The organism is Ancrocorticia sp., assembly GCF_052089425.1.
Classification (GTDB): domain Bacteria; phylum Actinomycetota; class Actinomycetes; order Actinomycetales; family Actinomycetaceae; genus Ancrocorticia.
Genome location: NZ_JBQCZW010000001.1, coordinates 172,035 through 187,879 on the forward strand (window position 1 = coordinate 172,035; position 15,845 = coordinate 187,879).

Below are 15,845 nucleotides of genomic sequence, written 5' to 3' on the forward strand. Positions count from 1 at the left end.
ACTACCCGCCATTCAGCTCCTTGAGCATCCGGGTGTTGCCGAGCGTATTGGGTTTCACGCTGGCAAGATCAAGGAATTCCGCCACGCCGTCGTCGTGCGAAGAGAGCATGTGCTCATAAACGTCAATTCCCACGGGCGTTCCCTCAATCGGAGTAAATCCGTGGGCGGCAAAGAAATCTACCTCGAAGGTCAGGCAAAAAAGGCGCTGGAGTTCGAGCTCACGCGCCCGCTCTTCCAAGCGGTTCAAGATCAGGTGCCCAACCCCGGTTCCCACAACTTCGGGAGCAACGGCCAGCGTGCGCACCTCGGCAATATCGTCCCACAGCACGTGCAGGGCACCGCAGCCCACGATGAAACCGTCTCGGTAGGCCACAAAGAATTCTTGAATGTCCTCAAAGTAGCTGATGAGCTGTTTACGAACAAGAATGCCGCTGGTTATGTAAGGCGCGATAAGCGCAGCGATCGCCCGGGCATCGTGCGGCTTCGCGGGGCGAAGGTCAATGGTCACGAAGGTAGTCCAGCACTTTGCGGGCCGGACCGCCACGGGCCCTCGCTTTCTTCGAGCACCCGCGCCGCACACTCATCGTCCAGCACCAGATCGGTGGCAGCACCAGATCGCAACACGCCGATGAGGGCCTGCGCCTTAGCTGGCCCGGCGGCCACACACAGGCGCCGCGGGATCTTCTTGAGCTCGGCCGGGGTTGGGCCGGAGGCCCGGGAGTTGATCTCCAGATCGGAATAGCTGCCATCCGTTCGCACGAACACCGTGCACACGTCCCCCACCACGCCATCGCTGCGCAGTGACGTCATGTCCTTGTTCGTGAGATAGCCAGCGGCGTACACGTGGGAGGCGACGGGCGCGCTAAAGGCACCAACGCCAAATACGGCAAGATCGGCGTTCCTGCCCACTTCGCGGACCGTGGAGATCGAACGCTCGCGCCACAGGGCGGCACGCGTTGTGGCGTAATCGAAGAATGCGGGAACGGGAAAAGCCATCACTTTGGCGCCGTAGGCCCTGCTGAACTGGCCAAGCAGTTCACCAACAAACGGAATCCCACTGGTTCCCGGGTTGGCAGCACCGTTGAGCTGGACAACCGTGGCGCGTTCCAGCGCCTTCGGGACAAGGCGCTCGGCCACAGCGGATAGCGTGGTTCCCCATGCAACTCCGATCGTTGCCCCATCCGCCACGATGTCCGAAATCATGGCGCCTGCCATGGCAGCCACCCGTTCGAGGCGGCGCAGTTCGCTAGTTGGCTGGCTCACGGGCACGATGGTGACCGACACGCCGTAGATCTGGCTGAGCTTGGAGGCGGTTGTGGCGGCAGGTTCTTGGGGCGCGTGAAGGGTGATTCGCACCAGTCCTTCATCGCGTGCGGAGGCAACAAGGCGCGACACGGTTGATCGCGATAGCCCCATCTTTTTGGCTATCGATTCCATCGTTTGCTGCTCCATGTAGTACAAAAGAGCGGCCTCGTATGCGAGCCTTCTGCGTTCCAAGGTATCTACCACACCCCCATTGTGCACTAACTTTGCACAATCTCCCAGAATCTGTTTGCACGAATGCACATCAGCCATTTCGTATTCGAGACCAACAACACATATGTAGAGTAGTGCCGTGTCAGCTAAACAATTGAACTGCGATGTCGTCATCATTGGCGGAGGGGCTACCGGCGTGGGTGTCCTTCGAGATGCGGCAATGCGCGGACTAAAAGCAATCTTGGTCGAGCGCGTCGATCTCGCCCAAGGAACCACAGGCCGCTATCACGGCCTCCTACACTCGGGCGGGCGCTACGTCGTGTCCGATCCCGAATCGGCCACTGAGTGTGCCGAAGAAAACGCTATCCTCAAAAAGATTCACCCCGATGCCGTGGAAGCCACCGGTGGTCTGTTTGTTTCCGTTTCTGGCGACGACGAAGAGTTCCCGGACCGTTTCATCAAGGGTGCCGAAGCAACGGGTGTGCCATCTGCCGAAATCTCAGCTGCTGAAGCCCGTAAGCGCGAGCCACGCCTGAGCCCCAAGATTGCGCGTGCCTTCGAGGTTCAGGACGGAACCGTTGACGGTTGGCGCATGGTGTGGGGAGCGGTGGAATCTGCTCAAGAATATGGGGCCCAATGCCTCACCTACCATCGCGTCACCGATATTGACGTGAAGGATGGTGCGGTTCTTGGCGTCATGTGCCACGCCGATAAGACCGGCGAGGATGTGTACATCGAGTGCCGCTCGGTTGTGAACGCCGCTGGCCCGTGGGGTGGCCACATCGCCGCCATGGCGGGCGAACACGATGTTCAGGTTGTGCCCGGCCGCGGTATTATGGTGGCGATGAACCACCGGTTGGTGAACTCGGTGGTCAACCGCTGCGTTTACCCAGCTGACGGCGACATCATCGTCCCCGTCCACACCGTGTCCATCATCGGTACCACGGACGTTCGTGCGGACGATCCCGATCACTTGGTGATCGAACGCGAGGAAGTTCAGCAGATGCTGGACGCCGGCGAGGATTTGATTCCCGGATTCCGTGATTCGCGCGCTCTGCATGTGTGGGTGGGCGCCCGCCCGCTACTTCAGGACAAGCGTGTAGCTGCGGACGATACCCGTCACATGTCCCGCAACATGAGCGTTGTCAGGCACGATGTGCAAGGGCTCATTACCGTGGCCGGCGGAAAGCTCACCACCTACCGCCTGATGGCATCCCGCGTTGTGGATGCCGTGTGCGAGGAGTTGGGTGAAAACAGGCCGTGCCGCACCGCTGAAGAACCCGTGGCATCGGGAAGCAACTACAAGGTCACCCATCGCCTTGCTGATGTGGAGAAGGCCAAGAAGGCCGATCATGGGATGCCGGATCGCGATCCAGTGATCTGCGAATGCGAGTTCGTCACCAAGAAGATGATTACCGATCTGCTCGATGAGCAGCCGGATGCCACCTTCGATGATCTGCGCCGCCAGCTCCGTATCGGCATGGGGCCATGCCAGGGAGGCTTCTGCGCCTCACGAACCGCGGGCATTGCCCACGAACATGGCTGCTGGACCGCAGCTCAAACAAACGAACTGCTCCGCCTGTTTATGAAGAACCGCTGGGGCGGCATTTATCCGATCCTGTACGGCGCTCAGGCCCGCGAGGCTTCGCTGGACGATTGGATCTACCGCGGAACGCTCGATCTTGACGGCCTGCCCGTGACGGAGCTCCCGGCTGGTTCCGAACTACCTTCGGCAACCCGCTACCCGGCAAAGGAGGCAGTCAAGTGAGAACCGTAGTAATCGGCGCCGGCATCGCCGGCCTGACCGCCGCGATCATGCTGAACGAGGCTGGCGAGGACGTCACCTTGATCACCAAGGGCTTCGGCGGCCTTCAGCTCAGCCAAGGAACCATCGATATCCTCGATGCTCCCAAGCCATTTGATTCCGTGAAGGCACTGCCATCTGAGCACCCCTATCACACAATCACGGCTGATTCCGTACGCGAAGGAGTGGCAGCCTTCAACAAGGTTGTGCCTCTGGAAGGCAACGTGGAGGAAACCACCGTGCTGCCAACGGCGCTCGGAGCACTCCGCCGCACCTCCCTCTTTCCACCCTCCTTCGCAGCTGGGACGATCGAAGATGGTGCACAGTACCTCTTGGTTGGATTCAGTGGGCTGAAGGACTTCTATCCAAAGCTCGCCGCAGAAAATCTGGCCGTACAGGGCGTGAGCGCCAGAGCAGAACTGCTGAACCTCTCCGCACCCGGCGATACAGCGTTGGCATACTCGCGTTCTCTCGCAGAACCCGGTGCCGCTGAGGATCTGGGTGCACGCCTTGGCAAGCTTGCCAAGGAAGGCGAACGTGTTGGTATTCCGGCAGTAGTACACGAGAGTGAATGGGCACGGATTCAGGGCGCGTGCAGCGCTCCCGTGTTCCAGATCCCACTGCCACCGCCCAGCGTTCCGGGCCTTGAGATGAACGAGAGGCTCCGCCAAGAGTGCGCCGATCGGCGCATCCGGCTGTGGCTGAACGGCGAGGCCCTGGGCATGGACGTTGTTGCGGGAGCCGTCACGGCGATTCAGGTTCAGGTGGCCGGAAGCGTCAAGCACGTCAAGGCAGATACCGTTGTGTATGCCGCCGGCGGGCTGGATTCCGGCGCCTTCGTTCTGGATTCCTATGGCAAACTCTCCGATACGGTGTTTGACCTTCCACTCTTCCCATCCACCCAGTACGAGGATCTGGTGACTGGCGATTACTGGGGCGCGCCTCAGCCACTGTTTGCCGCCGGCCTCACGGTGGATTCGGATATGCGCCCGGTGGGCGAAGATGGAAACCCCGTGTACGGCAATCTATACGCAGCCGGCGGTGTGATTGGAGGATCCCAACGCCACGAGGAGAAGTCTGGCGAAGGCATCGCACTTGGAAGCGCTGCACAAGCAGTAGCTGCAATTCTCAGGAGGAAAGCATGACCGCTCTAGAGCATGCACAGGGGTCACTAGCACGCGCGAGCCTCGATAGTTGCGTCAAGTGCACCATTTGCGAAACTCAGTGCCCAGTAACGCGAGCAACGCCGCTGTTCCCCGGGCCAAAGTATGTTGGCCCGCAGGCTGAGCGCCTTCGCGATGGTAAGAACGTGGATTACAGCTTGGATTACTGCTCCGGCTGCGCCATCTGCACCACCGTGTGCCCACAGGGCGTGAAGATCGCTGAGATCAATGGCCAAGCCCGAGCCGTCATGAAGGCCCAGAACGGCGTTCCTCTTCGCGATCGCCTGATCACCCAGACGGAGTTGGAGGGCAAGCTGCTCACGCCGCTTGCTCCCATTGCTAACTGGGCTCTGGGCGTCAAGCCAGTTCGTAAGGTCATGCAGGCCGTTGTGGGCGTTCACGCTGACGCTCCGATGCCCAAGGCACAACCTCAGAGCTTTATGTCCTGGTTCAAGAAGCGCGGAGGCTCCAAGCCCAACCCGAACGTCAAATCCCGCGGACCACTGGTGTTCTTCCACGGCTGCGCTGGCGGCTACTTCGAGGTTTCCACCTCAAAGGCCACCGTCGAGGTTCTGGAGCATCTGGGCTACGAAGTCATCGTGCCGAAGCAGGGATGTTGTGGGCTTGCTATGCAGTCCAACGGTCTGCTCGATTCCGCTGCCAAGCTGGTTCGCAAGCTGTCGAATCAACTTCGCGAAGCTGATCGCGATCTGACGATCATCTCCTCTTCTGGTTCATGCGCCGGCATGCTCCGCCACGAGGCCCACGAAATCATGGGCCTAGAGGATCCGGAGCTGATGGATGTTGGTTCACGCATGGTCGAGACCTCCGAGTTCTTGGCTGAACTCATTCAGGACGGCGAGTTCCCCGTTGAGGATCTGCGCGCCATCAACACCTCGATCCCCTACCATCAGCCGTGTCAGGTGAAATCGCAGGGCATCGGTAAGCCTGCTATTGAGGTCATGGAAACCATCCCGGGCGTCACCGTGGTGGAATCCGGGCAGCCCTGTTGCGGTATCGCAGGGACCTACGGCCTGAAGAAGGAAAAGTTCGATATTGCCCAGAGGGTTGGCAAGCCGCTGTTTGACATGATTCAGGCAACTAACCCGAAGCTGGCAACGTGTGAGACGGAAACCTGCCGCTGGCAGATCCGCAAGGGCACGAATGCCGAAGTGATCCATCCAATTGAGCTGGTTCACGCGGCGCTCGGGCTGTCCTCCGTTCCCGAAGGTGCTTCCGTTTCTGGATAACCTGGTGGAAGGCGCTAGCACAATCTGAACATTATTTCAGAGATACTTTGGTCCCAGCGCATGTGCGCAGGGACCAAAGTTCTACATATCAGGTATTTTCCGGTACTGTTGTGGCGAGGGACACGTTCCACGCGTCCTTAAGCACCGATGCTGCGTCCGCAGCATTTTGTTAATCCATCAGGACCTGTTGACAGTATTGCCAACAGTTGATCGTCCTCAAGAAAGGACAGTCAATGACGACTAAGAAGTACATTGTAGCCATCGATCAGGGCACAACGTCCTCGCGCACCATTCTCTTCAACCACGCGGGAGAGATTGTATCCACGGGACAGCTGGAGCATGAGCAGATCTTCCCGCATGCCGGGTGGGTTGAGCATGATCCGCTGGAGATTTGGAACAACGTACGCCAGACAGTTGGCATTGCGCTGGCTAATGCTCAGACCAACCGTCACGAGGTAGCCGCTGTTGGTATCACCAACCAGCGCGAGACAACCATCATTTGGGACAAGAACACCGGTGAGCCCGTCTACAACGCCATCGTGTGGCAGGACGCCCGCTCGCAGGACATTGTCGAACGCCTTGCTGCTGATGGCGGTCCAGATCGCTTCCGCCCCATCGTTGGTGAGACTCTCTCCACCTACGCGTCATTGACCAAGATCATGTGGATTCTGGACAATGTTGAGGGCGTGCGTGAGCGCGCAGAAGCCGGCGATCTCCTGTTCGGCAACCCGGACACGTGGCTCGTGTGGCAGATGACAGGCGGGGTCAACGGCGGTATTCACGTCACCGACGTCACGAACGCTTCCCGTACCATGCTGATGGATCTTAAGACCCTCGAGTGGCGCGAGGATATCTGCGAGATCGCAAATATCCCGATGTCGCTTCTGCCGGAGATCAAGTCCTCTTCCGAAGTTTACGGCTACGGCCGCAAGGAAGGCCTTCTCATCGATACCCCGATTTCGGGCATCCTCGGTGATCAGCAGGCCGCCACCTTCGGTCAGGCGTGCTTCGAGCCAGGCATGGCGAAGAACACCTACGGCACCGGTAACTTCATGCTCATGAACACCGGAACCGAGCCGCAGATGTCCGAAAACGGCCTGATCACAACTGTGTGCTACAAGATCGGCGATCAGGCCCCGGTGTACGCCCTTGAGGGTTCCATCGCTGTGACCGGGTCGCTCATTCAGTGGCTGCGCGACAACCTAGAGATCATCCCGACCTCTCCGGATGTCGAAGCTCTGGCTGCAAGCGTAGATGATAACGGTGGCCTGTACTTCGTGCCTGCATTCTCTGGCTTGTTCGCCCCGCACTGGCGTGGCGATGCACGCGGAGTCATGGTTGGCATGACCCGTTACAACACGAAGGCTCACGTTGCTCGGGCCGCTTTGGAGGCCACCGCCTTCCAGACGCGCGAGGTTCTGGATGCCATGGAGGCCGATTCGGGCGTCAAGCTCGAGGAGCTTCGCGTGGATGGCGGCATGACCGCTAACAACCTGCTCATGCAGTTCCAAGCCGATGTGCTTGATACCCGCGTGGTTCTGCCCGTGGTTGCCGAGACCACCGCACTGGGCGCCGCCTATGCCGCCGGCATTGCCGTTGGCTTCTGGGACGGCGAGCAGGATGTTATCGATAACTGGAATGAAGCCAAGCGCTGGAACCCCGAGATGGCAGGCGAAGAACGTGATCGCTTGGTCCGTCAATGGAAGAAGGCAGTGACGAGAACGCTCGATTGGGTGGATGAAGACGCCTGAGCAAGGTAGCGTGTTACTGACTACGTATTAGAACTCCCAGTTCTAAGTAGGGCCCGGAAGCTGAAGCTTCCGGGCCCTAGACGCGTAACTACAACACAATTAAAGAAGGAGAAATGAGTGGTTTTGTCAGCAACCACATTCACTCCCTCAACAACTGCGGTGGCTTCTAGCCTGCCATTGACGGCATCGCTAGGGCTTGTGCCGCTGTTGTTGTTCTTCATCCTCTTGGGTGTTTTCAAGGTTCCGACCCACTGGTGCGCGATCGGTTCCCTCCTAGCAGCCCTCGCCATCGCCGTTTTCGGCTTCAACATGCCCGTTGGCCTATCGCTACTTTCAGCAACTCAGGGCGCAGCCTTCGGATTCCTCCCCATTTTGTACATCGTCATCATGGCGGTGTGGGTGTACAACTTGACTGAGAAGAGCGGGCGTTCAGAGGACGTCCGCTCCATCTTTTCCATCGTGGGAAAAGGCGATCAGCGCATTCAGGCAATCCTCATCGGGTTCTGTTTCTGCGGCCTACTCGAAGGTCTGGCAGGATTCGGGGCACCTATCGCCATCACATGTGCCATGCTCCTAGCCATTGGTATGCCGCCGATCAAGGCGGCGATAGTTGCCATGGTTGGAAACGCACTCAATGTGGGCTTTGGCGCCATGGCCATTCCCGTCACAACGGTTGCTCAACTGGGTGATTCAACACCAGAACTCGTGGCCTCCACGATGGGACGGATTACCCCATTCTTCTTGTGCTGGATTCCCGTCCTCCTTCTGGCCATTTACGATGGCAAGCGCGGCGTCAAGGACTGTTGGCCAGTTGCGCTGGTTGCGGGTATTGGCATGGCGGCCGGTCACTTCTTGGCAGCTAATTACATTTCTTATACGCTCACTGCCGTTTTTTCTTCGCTTCTTTCCTTCGTGCTAGTTGCGGTATTCGTTCAGTTCTGGACGCCTACAACCCCTGATGAGCAACGGTCAGCAGCATCGAATGAGAAACTCACACCCTCGCGCATCGTTCTCGGGTTGCTCCCCTATTGGCTGGTTGTGCTTATTTTCGGAGTGACGAAGCTCTGGACCGTTGGGATCGATATTCCTGCGTGGCTCGCTTCAACGGACATTCATATTCAATGGCCTGGCTTGTACGGCAACATTGTGGATGATTCCGGAGCCGTCTCTGAACTTCCCGTATTCAATCTCCAGTGGCTATCCTCGCCCGGCACGATGTTGCTGCTGACGGGAGTGATCGTTGCGGCAGTGTACGGCGTGAAAGATTCGGCAGGCCGCTTCCCCTACGCATTCAAAAGGGGCATGGGCGCCCTCCTGCAAACCATTTACGATCTTCGGGTCACCATCTTGACCATTGCCGCGATCATGGCACTTGCCTACGTGATGAACTTTTCCGGGCAAACGGTTGCCATCGGCACGTGGCTTGCCGCAACTGGTGCCGCATTCGCGTTCCTTGCGCCGGTTCTGGGATGGATCGGTACAGCCGTCACGGGTTCAGCCACATCCGCAGCGGCACTCTTTGCCAATCTGCAGTCCACTGCCGCATCCGCTGCATCCCTGAACCCAGAACTTCTCCTAGCCGCAAACGAAATTGGAGGCGGAATCGGAAAGATCCTCAGCCCGCAGAACCTCGCAATCGCCGCCACGGCGATCAAGCAGCCCGGCAGCGAATCAACGCTATTGCGCAAGGCAGCGCCCTATTCCATTGTATTCGTCATCATCCTGGGATTGATCACGCTGTTGGCATCGCAGGGTTCTCTCGGATTTGTTATCGCCTCCTAAGCCTGCCCTCCACAGCCCGTCCTCCACGATCCCTACTGATCGCACAGAAAGAAAACCAATGAAAGTTGCATTATTTGCCACCTGCATCGGTGATGTGATGTTCCCGCAGGCACCACAGGCCACCGTTCACCTCCTCGAACGCTTGGGATGCGAGGTTGTGTTCCCCGAGGATCAAGCGTGCTGCGGCCAAATGCACGTCAACACGGGGTACTACCCGGAGGCACTTCCCATCATCCGCAATCACATCAATGCCTTCCGGCCCGTGCTGGACGGCGAATGGGATGCCATTATTGCTCCATCTGGATCATGTGTTGGTTCTCTCCGCCATCAGGCCGCGATGGTGGCAGAAGATCAGGGGGACATGACGCTATCGCGCGAGGCCGCCAAGCTGGCAGAGCGAACCTTCGATCTACCTGAGCTTCTCGTGAATGAAATGGGCTTAACGGACGTTGGAGCGTACTTTCCCCATCGCGTCACCTACCACACCACGTGCCACTCCCTGCGCGTGGCCCGCGAGGGAGACGCACCGCTGCGGCTCCTGCAAGCCGTGGACGGCATTGACTATGTTCCGCTTCCCGATGCCGATATTTGCTGCGGCTTCGGCGGAACCTTCTCCCTGAAGAATCCCGAAACCTCCGCATCCATGTTGTCCGACAAGATGGCCAACATCCTGTCAACGGACGCAGAAGTACTGGTTTCCGGCGATTACTCCTGCATCATGAGCATCGCGGGCGGCCTTCAGCGCATACGCGCCGGAATCCGGTCCATGCATCTGGCCGAGGTTCTGGCTGGGACAGAGGAACATCCATGGAATGCTCCGGCAACAACCACGAAGGTAGGCGTGTGAAATGATCGAATCCGTTGAAAAGCTTGCCGATAAGCTCAACCTGAATCCCGCCGAGTGGCAGGAATCCGCCAAAGAGCAAAATGAACTTGGTTGGGCGCCCGGCCACCCGATTCCCGAGGACCCGCTGCGCTGGGGCGATCGCTTCCCGGACGGGGCACGCAAGACACTCAAGAACACCCAGATGCGTCGCAATCTGGGCTACGCCACCACCAAGATCCGCACGAAGCGTGGCACGCGCGTGGAAGAGATGCCCGATTGGGAGGAGCTACGCGAAGCCGGATCCCAGATCAAGCGGAACGTATCAGCTCACCAGATCGAGCTGCTGGAGCAGTTCGAGGAGAACGTCAAGGCGCGCGGCGGCATTGTCCACTGGGCACGGGATGCCGCGGAGGCCAACAAGATCGCCTACTCCATCATCGAAGAGAAGCATGTTGATGAGGTGGTCAAGGTCAAATCCATGGCCACTCAGGAGATCAATTTCAACGAGTACCTCAAGGAACGCGGCATTCAGGCCTGGGAAACCGATCTGGCGGAGATGATCGTCCAACTGTCCGAGGATATGCCGTCCCACATCGTGGTGCCGGCCATTCACCGTAACCGCGCAGAGGTCAAAGCGATCTTCGAAGCCCGAATGGGTGACGCCCCCGAGGGTATGGGTAACGAACCCCGCGAGCTCGCCATGGCAGCCCGCGCACACCTACGCAAGAAGTTCCTTTCCGCGAAGGTGGCCATTTCTGGTGCCAACATCGGAGTGGCCGATACGGGCACGCTGTCCGTATACGAATCCGAGGGCAATGGGCGCATGTGCCTGACCCTGCCTGAAACTCTCATCACCGTCATGGGCATCGAAAAGTTGGTGACCACCTACCGCGATATTGAGGTATTCAGCCAGCTACTCCCCCGTTCAGCAACCGGCGAGCGCATGAACCCCTACACCTCCTTCTGGACGGGGGTAACGCCCGGGGATGGACCTCAAGAGTTCCACTTGATCCTTCTGGACAACGGGCGCACCAACGTGCTCAAGGATCCGGTGGGCCGCGAGGCTCTCAAGTGCATCCGCTGCGGAGCCTGCATGAACATCTGCCCGATCTATCAGCACGTGGGCGGGCACGCCTACCAGTCCGTGTACCCCGGCCCCATCGGCGCCATCTTGACCCCGCAGCTGTTGGGAGCATTCGATCATCACGATCCGGCCTCCACCCTGCCATTCGCCTCCTCGCTGTGTGGCGCCTGCTATGACGCCTGCCCGGTCAAAATCAATATCCCTGACATTCTGGTTCACCTGCGCCACCGCTACACCGAAGCAAACCGCGGAGGAATTCCCAGCGGCTGGGATGTAGGCATGAAGGCAAGCTCCAAGGTGATGAGTTCAGGCAAACTCATGGAGACAGCCGGCAAGGCCATGCCCGCCGGTAATTTCATTGCCGGCCCCGACCACAAGATCGGCCATATCCCGCTTCCCGTGGTGAGCAACTGGACGTTCGTACGCGATGTTCCTGCCCCACCGGCCCAAAACTTCAGGTCATGGTGGAAAGAGCGCGAGGCCAGCGAAGGAGACAACAAATGACCCACACAACCGCGAACCAGTCCATGAGCCCGGCCAAGAGAGAGATCTTCAACCGGATCCGTCAGGCTGGCCCGATTGATGCCCCCGAGATTCCGCATGATTACCGCATGAGTTCCACTGCCTCCCGCGAACAGATCGTTGCGGAGATGGAAGAGGCGCTCATCGATTACACGGCAACAGTCACGCACGCTACCCCGGCAACGGTCCCGGCGGCCATCGAAGAAGCACTGGCGGACAAAACCACCGTTGTGCTTCCTCCCGGCCTACCCGAAGCGTGGGTTGCCGCCGCCGAAAGCTCGAACCGCGAGGTACGGGTGGATGATCCCCCGCTCTCTAAGGACACGCTGGACAATACGGAGGCCGTCCTCACGGGCGCTCGCGCCGCCGTTAGCCTATCTGGCACGATCATGTTGGACGGTTCTCCCGATCAAGGGCGCCGTATCATCACTCTGCTACCCGATTGCCACGTGATTGTTCTGCCGGCAAGCTCCATTTACGCCACGGTTCCCGAGGCTGTTGAACTTCTGGCAGAACATCCAACGCGGCCCACCACGTGGATCGCCGGGCCATCGGCCACCTCGGATATCGAACTAGTTCGTGTAGACGGCGTGCACGGCCCGCGAACACTTCGGGTTATCATCGTGGATGATGCATCCTGAACAGATTACCGATTCCATAGCCTTCCACGCCGAAGGTCCCGTGTGGCACGATTCGTGGGGAGGCCTCCGCTTTGTTGACATGCTGGCGGGCGACCTCCTCACGATGGCAGCCAGCGGTGAAGTTTCGCGCCTGCATGTGGGCTCGCCGATCGCTGCCTTCGTGCGTCCGCGCGCGAGCGGCGGCTACGTGGTTGGCACCGAACGCGGCATCGCTCTATCCGACTCGCCGTTCGCTGCCCCAACCGAATACCGTGAGTTGTGGAGCGAGCCGAACGTCCGAATGAACGAAGGCTGCGTGGATCCGTGGGGGCGCCTGTACGCCGGATCGATGCCATACGATAAGACGCCGGGGGCCGCGAAGTTGTACAGGATTGATGGGGAGGGCTGCGCCGTCGTCGTCGAAAATAACGTCACTACCTCCAACGGAATGGACTTTACAGCGGACGGGACCCGCGCCTACTACAACGATACGGCCACCCGCCAAACGGATGTGTACGACGTAACGGCGGCCGGCGAACTCGCCAACCGGCGCGCGTTCTTCCACACAGGGGAAGGCACCAGCCCGGACGGGTTGGCCGTGGATTCGCGCGGCAACGTGTGGTGCGCGCTCAACCGAAAGGGCACCGTTCGCCTGTACTCACCACAGGCGGAAATCCTCGGCGAATGGAAGCTCCCCTGCCCCGGCGTCACGGCTGTGACACTTGGCGGGCCGGACGGCAAGGACGTTTTCATCACCACCTCCAAGGAGATGGCGGACGTTCCCGGAGCTGGCGCCATCTGGCACATGCGCGCCGAGGTTTCCGGCCAACCCACGAGGGAGTACGCCGGCTAGTGGACGCACTCTTTCCCCTCGATCCGAGTGAGCGGCGCCCCCTCGCCAAGATTGTGGTGGTAGCCGGGCCCTCCGGTTCCGGCAAGACCCGGTTCACCACGCGTTCAGGCCTGCCCGTTGTTTCGTTGGACGATTTTTATTTCGACGGCGATCACCCCGGTATGCCCAACCGCCACGGCATGGTGGATTGGGATTCCCCGCGCACGTGGGATGGAGGCGGCGCCGTACGCGCCCTCGTTGAGCTGTGCACCGCCGGGGAAACCACCGTTCCCATTTATGACATCTCCGCCAACTTGAAAGTGGGCGAACGCCGCGTGGAACTGGATGGCGCCCGCTTCGTCCTCGTGGAGGGTATTTTCGCCCCCGAGGTGGTGGATGCCTTGGCCAGCGAAGGAATCCTCGCGGACGCCATCGCCCTCAAACGCCCGCGGGCCCAAACCTTCTGGTTCCGCCTCATGCGCGATCTGGACGAAGCCCGCAAGCCTCCCATCAACCTCCTGCGCCGCGGCATCTCCCACTTCTTCGCCGAACCCGCCCGCTACACCTACTTCCAATCCAAGGGCCTACGCCTCGTCACCTGGGAAGAAGCCCACGAAGTGCTCACGAACCTGCTGGCGCGGGCGCGATAGATCCAGAGGTTATCGAAGCAGCACAGCGCTGAAGCCCCACCTCAGTACTGCACGCCCTATTCTTGAATGACATAGTCCGGATTTGCAGCGATGTAATCCTTAGCTTCCTGAACGAGATCGTCCCACGCTTCGCGTTGCGCCATAAGCTCGGTACCGTACTCATCAATGACCTTCATTTGATATTCGGCAATAATGTCCGCAAGCCTCGGAGTGAAATCAACCTGATCTTTGCAATCAACAGTCTTTATCGCCATATCGATCTGATCTTCATTAACAGTCCAAAAATCGACCCCTTGCGGATATCCAAGTGCCGAACGGTCAGCTTTCAAACCCTCGGTTTGGAGGCAGGCATCGAACTCATCTATAAGTGTGGTGATTCGCGGATCAGCGGCCACCTTGTCTTGCACCTCGCCAAGCGCAACTGTCCCGGGCCCGTCCGACTGTGCGTCCACGTAGTTAAACTTCAGGTACTCAGGTTCCGAGCCACATAGCTCTGCAAACTCGTCGCGTTGCTCCTGAGTCAGATTCTCGTACGGATTCCCGCTCGGCCCTTCCTCATAATCATCGGGCTTCGGCACGTTCTCATTGAATGTTAGCTCGCCATCGGTCTTCGGATGAACGAAAGCAAACTTCTCCGCAATTGGCATCGTCCACGGACCATAAATGAAAAACACATCTCGGATCGGTTCCTCGGGGGCAACCGGATACGGATCCAACTTCGTGCCACTCTTGTCATAGACACATTTAATAAAGAAACCTTCGGCAGCGCTGGAGACAAGTTCTACCTCATGATCGTCCCATGTCTTCACATAATCTTCAGGCAAGTGAACAACCGCTGTGTCATAATCCACCTCAGCATTGGGATCAATACCGTTAACCTTCGGAGCAGCACTGCTACCATCTTCACCATCTTCACCATCACCGCCACACGCCACTAAACCAAGTAAAGCCACACATGCCACAAGCCCAGCACCGATATATCTACGAAATACCATCATCGCTTCCTTGGGACTCAGTACTGCACAAAAAGGTCAGGATTTGCCGCAATGAAGTCCTCGGCTTCTTGGACCAGAGCGTCAAATTTATCGCGCTCCGCTGTCATCTCGGCCCCGTACTCATCAATAACCTTCATTTGGTACTCAGCGATAATGTCCGCAAGCCGCTGCGTAAAATCAATTTCATCCTTGCACTCGACGGTTTTCATGGCCATGTCCAATTGATCCTCATTGATTACGTCAACATCAGCTTCTTTCGGGAGACCGATCCTGTCCGGATCCGCCTCCAAACCCAACGGGGCGAAACACTTATCCAGTTCGTCCACGAGGTCCTTCGTCCGCCGATCAGCCGCTACCTTGTCCTGTACTTCCTGAAGGCCAATTTCCCCCGGACCCGTTGACTGGACATGTAAGAGGTTGTATTTCGTGTACTCAGGCTCTGAGCCACACAGCTCCGTATACTCGTCTCGTTCCTCCTGAGTCAGTTTTGCATACGGATTTCCACTTGGGGGTTCCACAAAACCCTCAGGGCGCGGCACGTATCCGTTGAAGGTCAGCTCACCGTCCGTCATCGGCAGAACAAACGCGAACTTCTCTGCGATTGGCTTGGTCCACGGACCATAAATAAAGAACACATCGCGAATTGGCTCTTCACGGTCGATAGGGTACGGGTCAAGTTTCGTACCGGTCTTATCGAAGACACACTGGCTAAAGACACCCTCACCTGCGCTGCTGATCAATTCCATATCATGGTCTCGATCGAGAGTCGTCAGAGGCTCCGCAGGAAAATACACAATCCCCGTGTCGTAGTCCAACTCAGCATTCGGATTAATACCCGTTACTTTGGCAAGATTTGTTTCGGATTCTTCTGCATCTCCACAGGCAGCGAGACCAAGAACCAGCGCCACTGATGCCGCCGTGGCAACAGCCTTCTTGAACGAAAACATAACAATACCCCTCCTTCGGTGAGGATGGCACCGCCGATTGGCAGTGCCAACCACACCCCCCACAAAAAACACACACAAACAAAATATTACCCCGTTGTAACTAAAAAGAACAAATAGAATATTAAAAGCCACCTTCGAAATAA

At 58.4% G+C, this 15,845-nt stretch carries 14 protein-coding genes; 10 read left to right on the forward strand and 4 right to left on the reverse strand.

Annotated features, from left to right (window positions below; genetic code table 11):
- Position 1: 1 nt before the first annotated feature.
- Positions 2 to 508, reverse strand: a complete 507-nt coding sequence (locus ACTHV6_RS00805; RefSeq protein ID WP_441385353.1) for an amino-acid N-acetyltransferase — start codon at positions 506 to 508, stop codon at positions 2 to 4.
- On the reverse strand, positions 505 to 1,509 hold the full coding sequence (locus ACTHV6_RS00810; protein ID WP_441385354.1) for a sugar-binding transcriptional regulator: 1,005 nt from the start codon (positions 1,507 to 1,509) through the stop codon (positions 505 to 507). Before ACTHV6_RS00810 ends, ACTHV6_RS00805 begins: the two co-directional genes overlap by 4 nt.
- A gap of 106 nt (positions 1,510 to 1,615) precedes the next feature.
- Between ACTHV6_RS00810 and glpA the strand changes: the two genes are divergently transcribed.
- The 10 genes from glpA to ACTHV6_RS00860 all read left to right on the forward strand — a co-directional run bounded on the left by glpA (position 1,616) and on the right by ACTHV6_RS00860 (position 13,760).
- Positions 1,616 to 3,244 carry an anaerobic glycerol-3-phosphate dehydrogenase subunit GlpA gene (gene glpA, locus ACTHV6_RS00815; RefSeq protein ID WP_441385355.1) on the forward strand — a complete coding sequence of 543 codons (1,629 nt, stop codon included), beginning with the start codon at positions 1,616 to 1,618 and terminating at the stop codon, positions 3,242 to 3,244.
- Positions 3,241 to 4,425, forward strand: a complete 1,185-nt coding sequence (glpB, locus tag ACTHV6_RS00820) for a glycerol-3-phosphate dehydrogenase subunit GlpB (RefSeq protein WP_441385356.1) — start codon at positions 3,241 to 3,243, stop codon at positions 4,423 to 4,425. Before glpA ends, glpB begins: the two co-directional genes overlap by 4 nt.
- The gene (locus tag ACTHV6_RS00825; protein ID WP_441385357.1) at positions 4,422 to 5,693 is read left to right on the forward strand and encodes an anaerobic glycerol-3-phosphate dehydrogenase subunit C; all 1,272 of its coding nucleotides are present in this window, start codon (positions 4,422 to 4,424) and stop codon (positions 5,691 to 5,693) included. Before glpB ends, ACTHV6_RS00825 begins: the two co-directional genes overlap by 4 nt.
- A 233-nt stretch (positions 5,694 to 5,926) precedes the next feature.
- The gene (gene glpK / locus ACTHV6_RS00830; RefSeq protein WP_441385358.1) at positions 5,927 to 7,444 is read left to right on the forward strand and encodes a glycerol kinase GlpK; all 1,518 of its coding nucleotides are present in this window, start codon (positions 5,927 to 5,929) and stop codon (positions 7,442 to 7,444) included.
- Positions 7,445 to 7,567: 123 nt separating this feature from the next.
- Positions 7,568 to 9,226 carry an L-lactate permease gene (locus ACTHV6_RS00835; protein ID WP_441385375.1) on the forward strand — a complete coding sequence of 553 codons (1,659 nt, stop codon included), beginning with the start codon at positions 7,568 to 7,570 and terminating at the stop codon, positions 9,224 to 9,226.
- A 58-nt stretch (positions 9,227 to 9,284) separates the two neighbouring features.
- Positions 9,285 to 10,073, forward strand: a complete 789-nt coding sequence (locus ACTHV6_RS00840; protein ID WP_441385359.1) for a (Fe-S)-binding protein — start codon at positions 9,285 to 9,287, stop codon at positions 10,071 to 10,073.
- Position 10,074: 1 nt separating this feature from the next.
- On the forward strand, positions 10,075 to 11,640 hold the full coding sequence (locus tag ACTHV6_RS00845) for a LutB/LldF family L-lactate oxidation iron-sulfur protein (RefSeq protein WP_441385360.1): 1,566 nt from the start codon (positions 10,075 to 10,077) through the stop codon (positions 11,638 to 11,640).
- The gene (locus ACTHV6_RS00850; RefSeq protein WP_441385361.1) at positions 11,637 to 12,299 is read left to right on the forward strand and encodes a LutC/YkgG family protein; all 663 of its coding nucleotides are present in this window, start codon (positions 11,637 to 11,639) and stop codon (positions 12,297 to 12,299) included. The genes ACTHV6_RS00845 and ACTHV6_RS00850 overlap by 4 nt, the downstream gene beginning before the upstream one ends.
- Positions 12,286 to 13,131 (forward strand): SMP-30/gluconolactonase/LRE family protein, encoded by an 846-nt coding sequence (locus ACTHV6_RS00855; protein WP_441385362.1) that lies wholly within the window; start codon positions 12,286 to 12,288, stop codon positions 13,129 to 13,131. Before ACTHV6_RS00850 ends, ACTHV6_RS00855 begins: the two co-directional genes overlap by 14 nt.
- Positions 13,131 to 13,760: a uridine kinase family protein gene (locus tag ACTHV6_RS00860; RefSeq protein WP_441385363.1), complete on the forward strand. Its 630-nt coding sequence runs from the start codon at positions 13,131 to 13,133 to the stop codon at positions 13,758 to 13,760. The genes ACTHV6_RS00855 and ACTHV6_RS00860 overlap by 1 nt, the downstream gene beginning before the upstream one ends.
- 56 nt (positions 13,761 to 13,816) lie before the next feature.
- On the opposite strand, the gene ACTHV6_RS00865 is transcribed toward ACTHV6_RS00860, so the two are convergent.
- Complete coding sequence (locus tag ACTHV6_RS00865) at positions 13,817 to 14,758, reverse strand: hypothetical protein (RefSeq protein WP_441385364.1); 942 nt, start codon at positions 14,756 to 14,758, stop codon at positions 13,817 to 13,819.
- A gap of 14 nt (positions 14,759 to 14,772) precedes the next feature.
- Entirely contained in the window at positions 14,773 to 15,702 is a 930-nt protein-coding gene (locus ACTHV6_RS00870) for a hypothetical protein (RefSeq protein WP_441385365.1), read from the reverse strand.
- Between the last annotated feature and the right edge of the window lie 143 nt (positions 15,703 to 15,845).

Excerpts from the sequence above, each read along its gene's own strand:
- ACTHV6_RS00825 (WP_441385357.1), top strand. The coding sequence starts at position 4,422 with ATGACCGCTCTAGAGCATGCACAGGGGTCACTAGCACGCGCGAGCCTC.
- glpK (WP_441385358.1), top strand. The coding sequence starts at position 5,927 with ATGACGACTAAGAAGTACATTGTAGCCATCGATCAGGGCACAACGTCC.
- ACTHV6_RS00840 (WP_441385359.1), top strand. The coding sequence starts at position 9,285 with ATGAAAGTTGCATTATTTGCCACCTGCATCGGTGATGTGATGTTCCCG.
- ACTHV6_RS00845 (WP_441385360.1), top strand. The coding sequence starts at position 10,075 with ATGATCGAATCCGTTGAAAAGCTTGCCGATAAGCTCAACCTGAATCCC.
- ACTHV6_RS00850 (WP_441385361.1), top strand. The coding sequence starts at position 11,637 with ATGACCCACACAACCGCGAACCAGTCCATGAGCCCGGCCAAGAGAGAG.
- ACTHV6_RS00855 (WP_441385362.1), top strand. The coding sequence starts at position 12,286 with ATGATGCATCCTGAACAGATTACCGATTCCATAGCCTTCCACGCCGAA.
- ACTHV6_RS00865 (WP_441385364.1), bottom strand. The coding sequence starts at position 14,758 with ATGATGGTATTTCGTAGATATATCGGTGCTGGGCTTGTGGCATGTGTG.
- ACTHV6_RS00870 (WP_441385365.1), bottom strand. The coding sequence starts at position 15,702 with ATGTTTTCGTTCAAGAAGGCTGTTGCCACGGCGGCATCAGTGGCGCTG.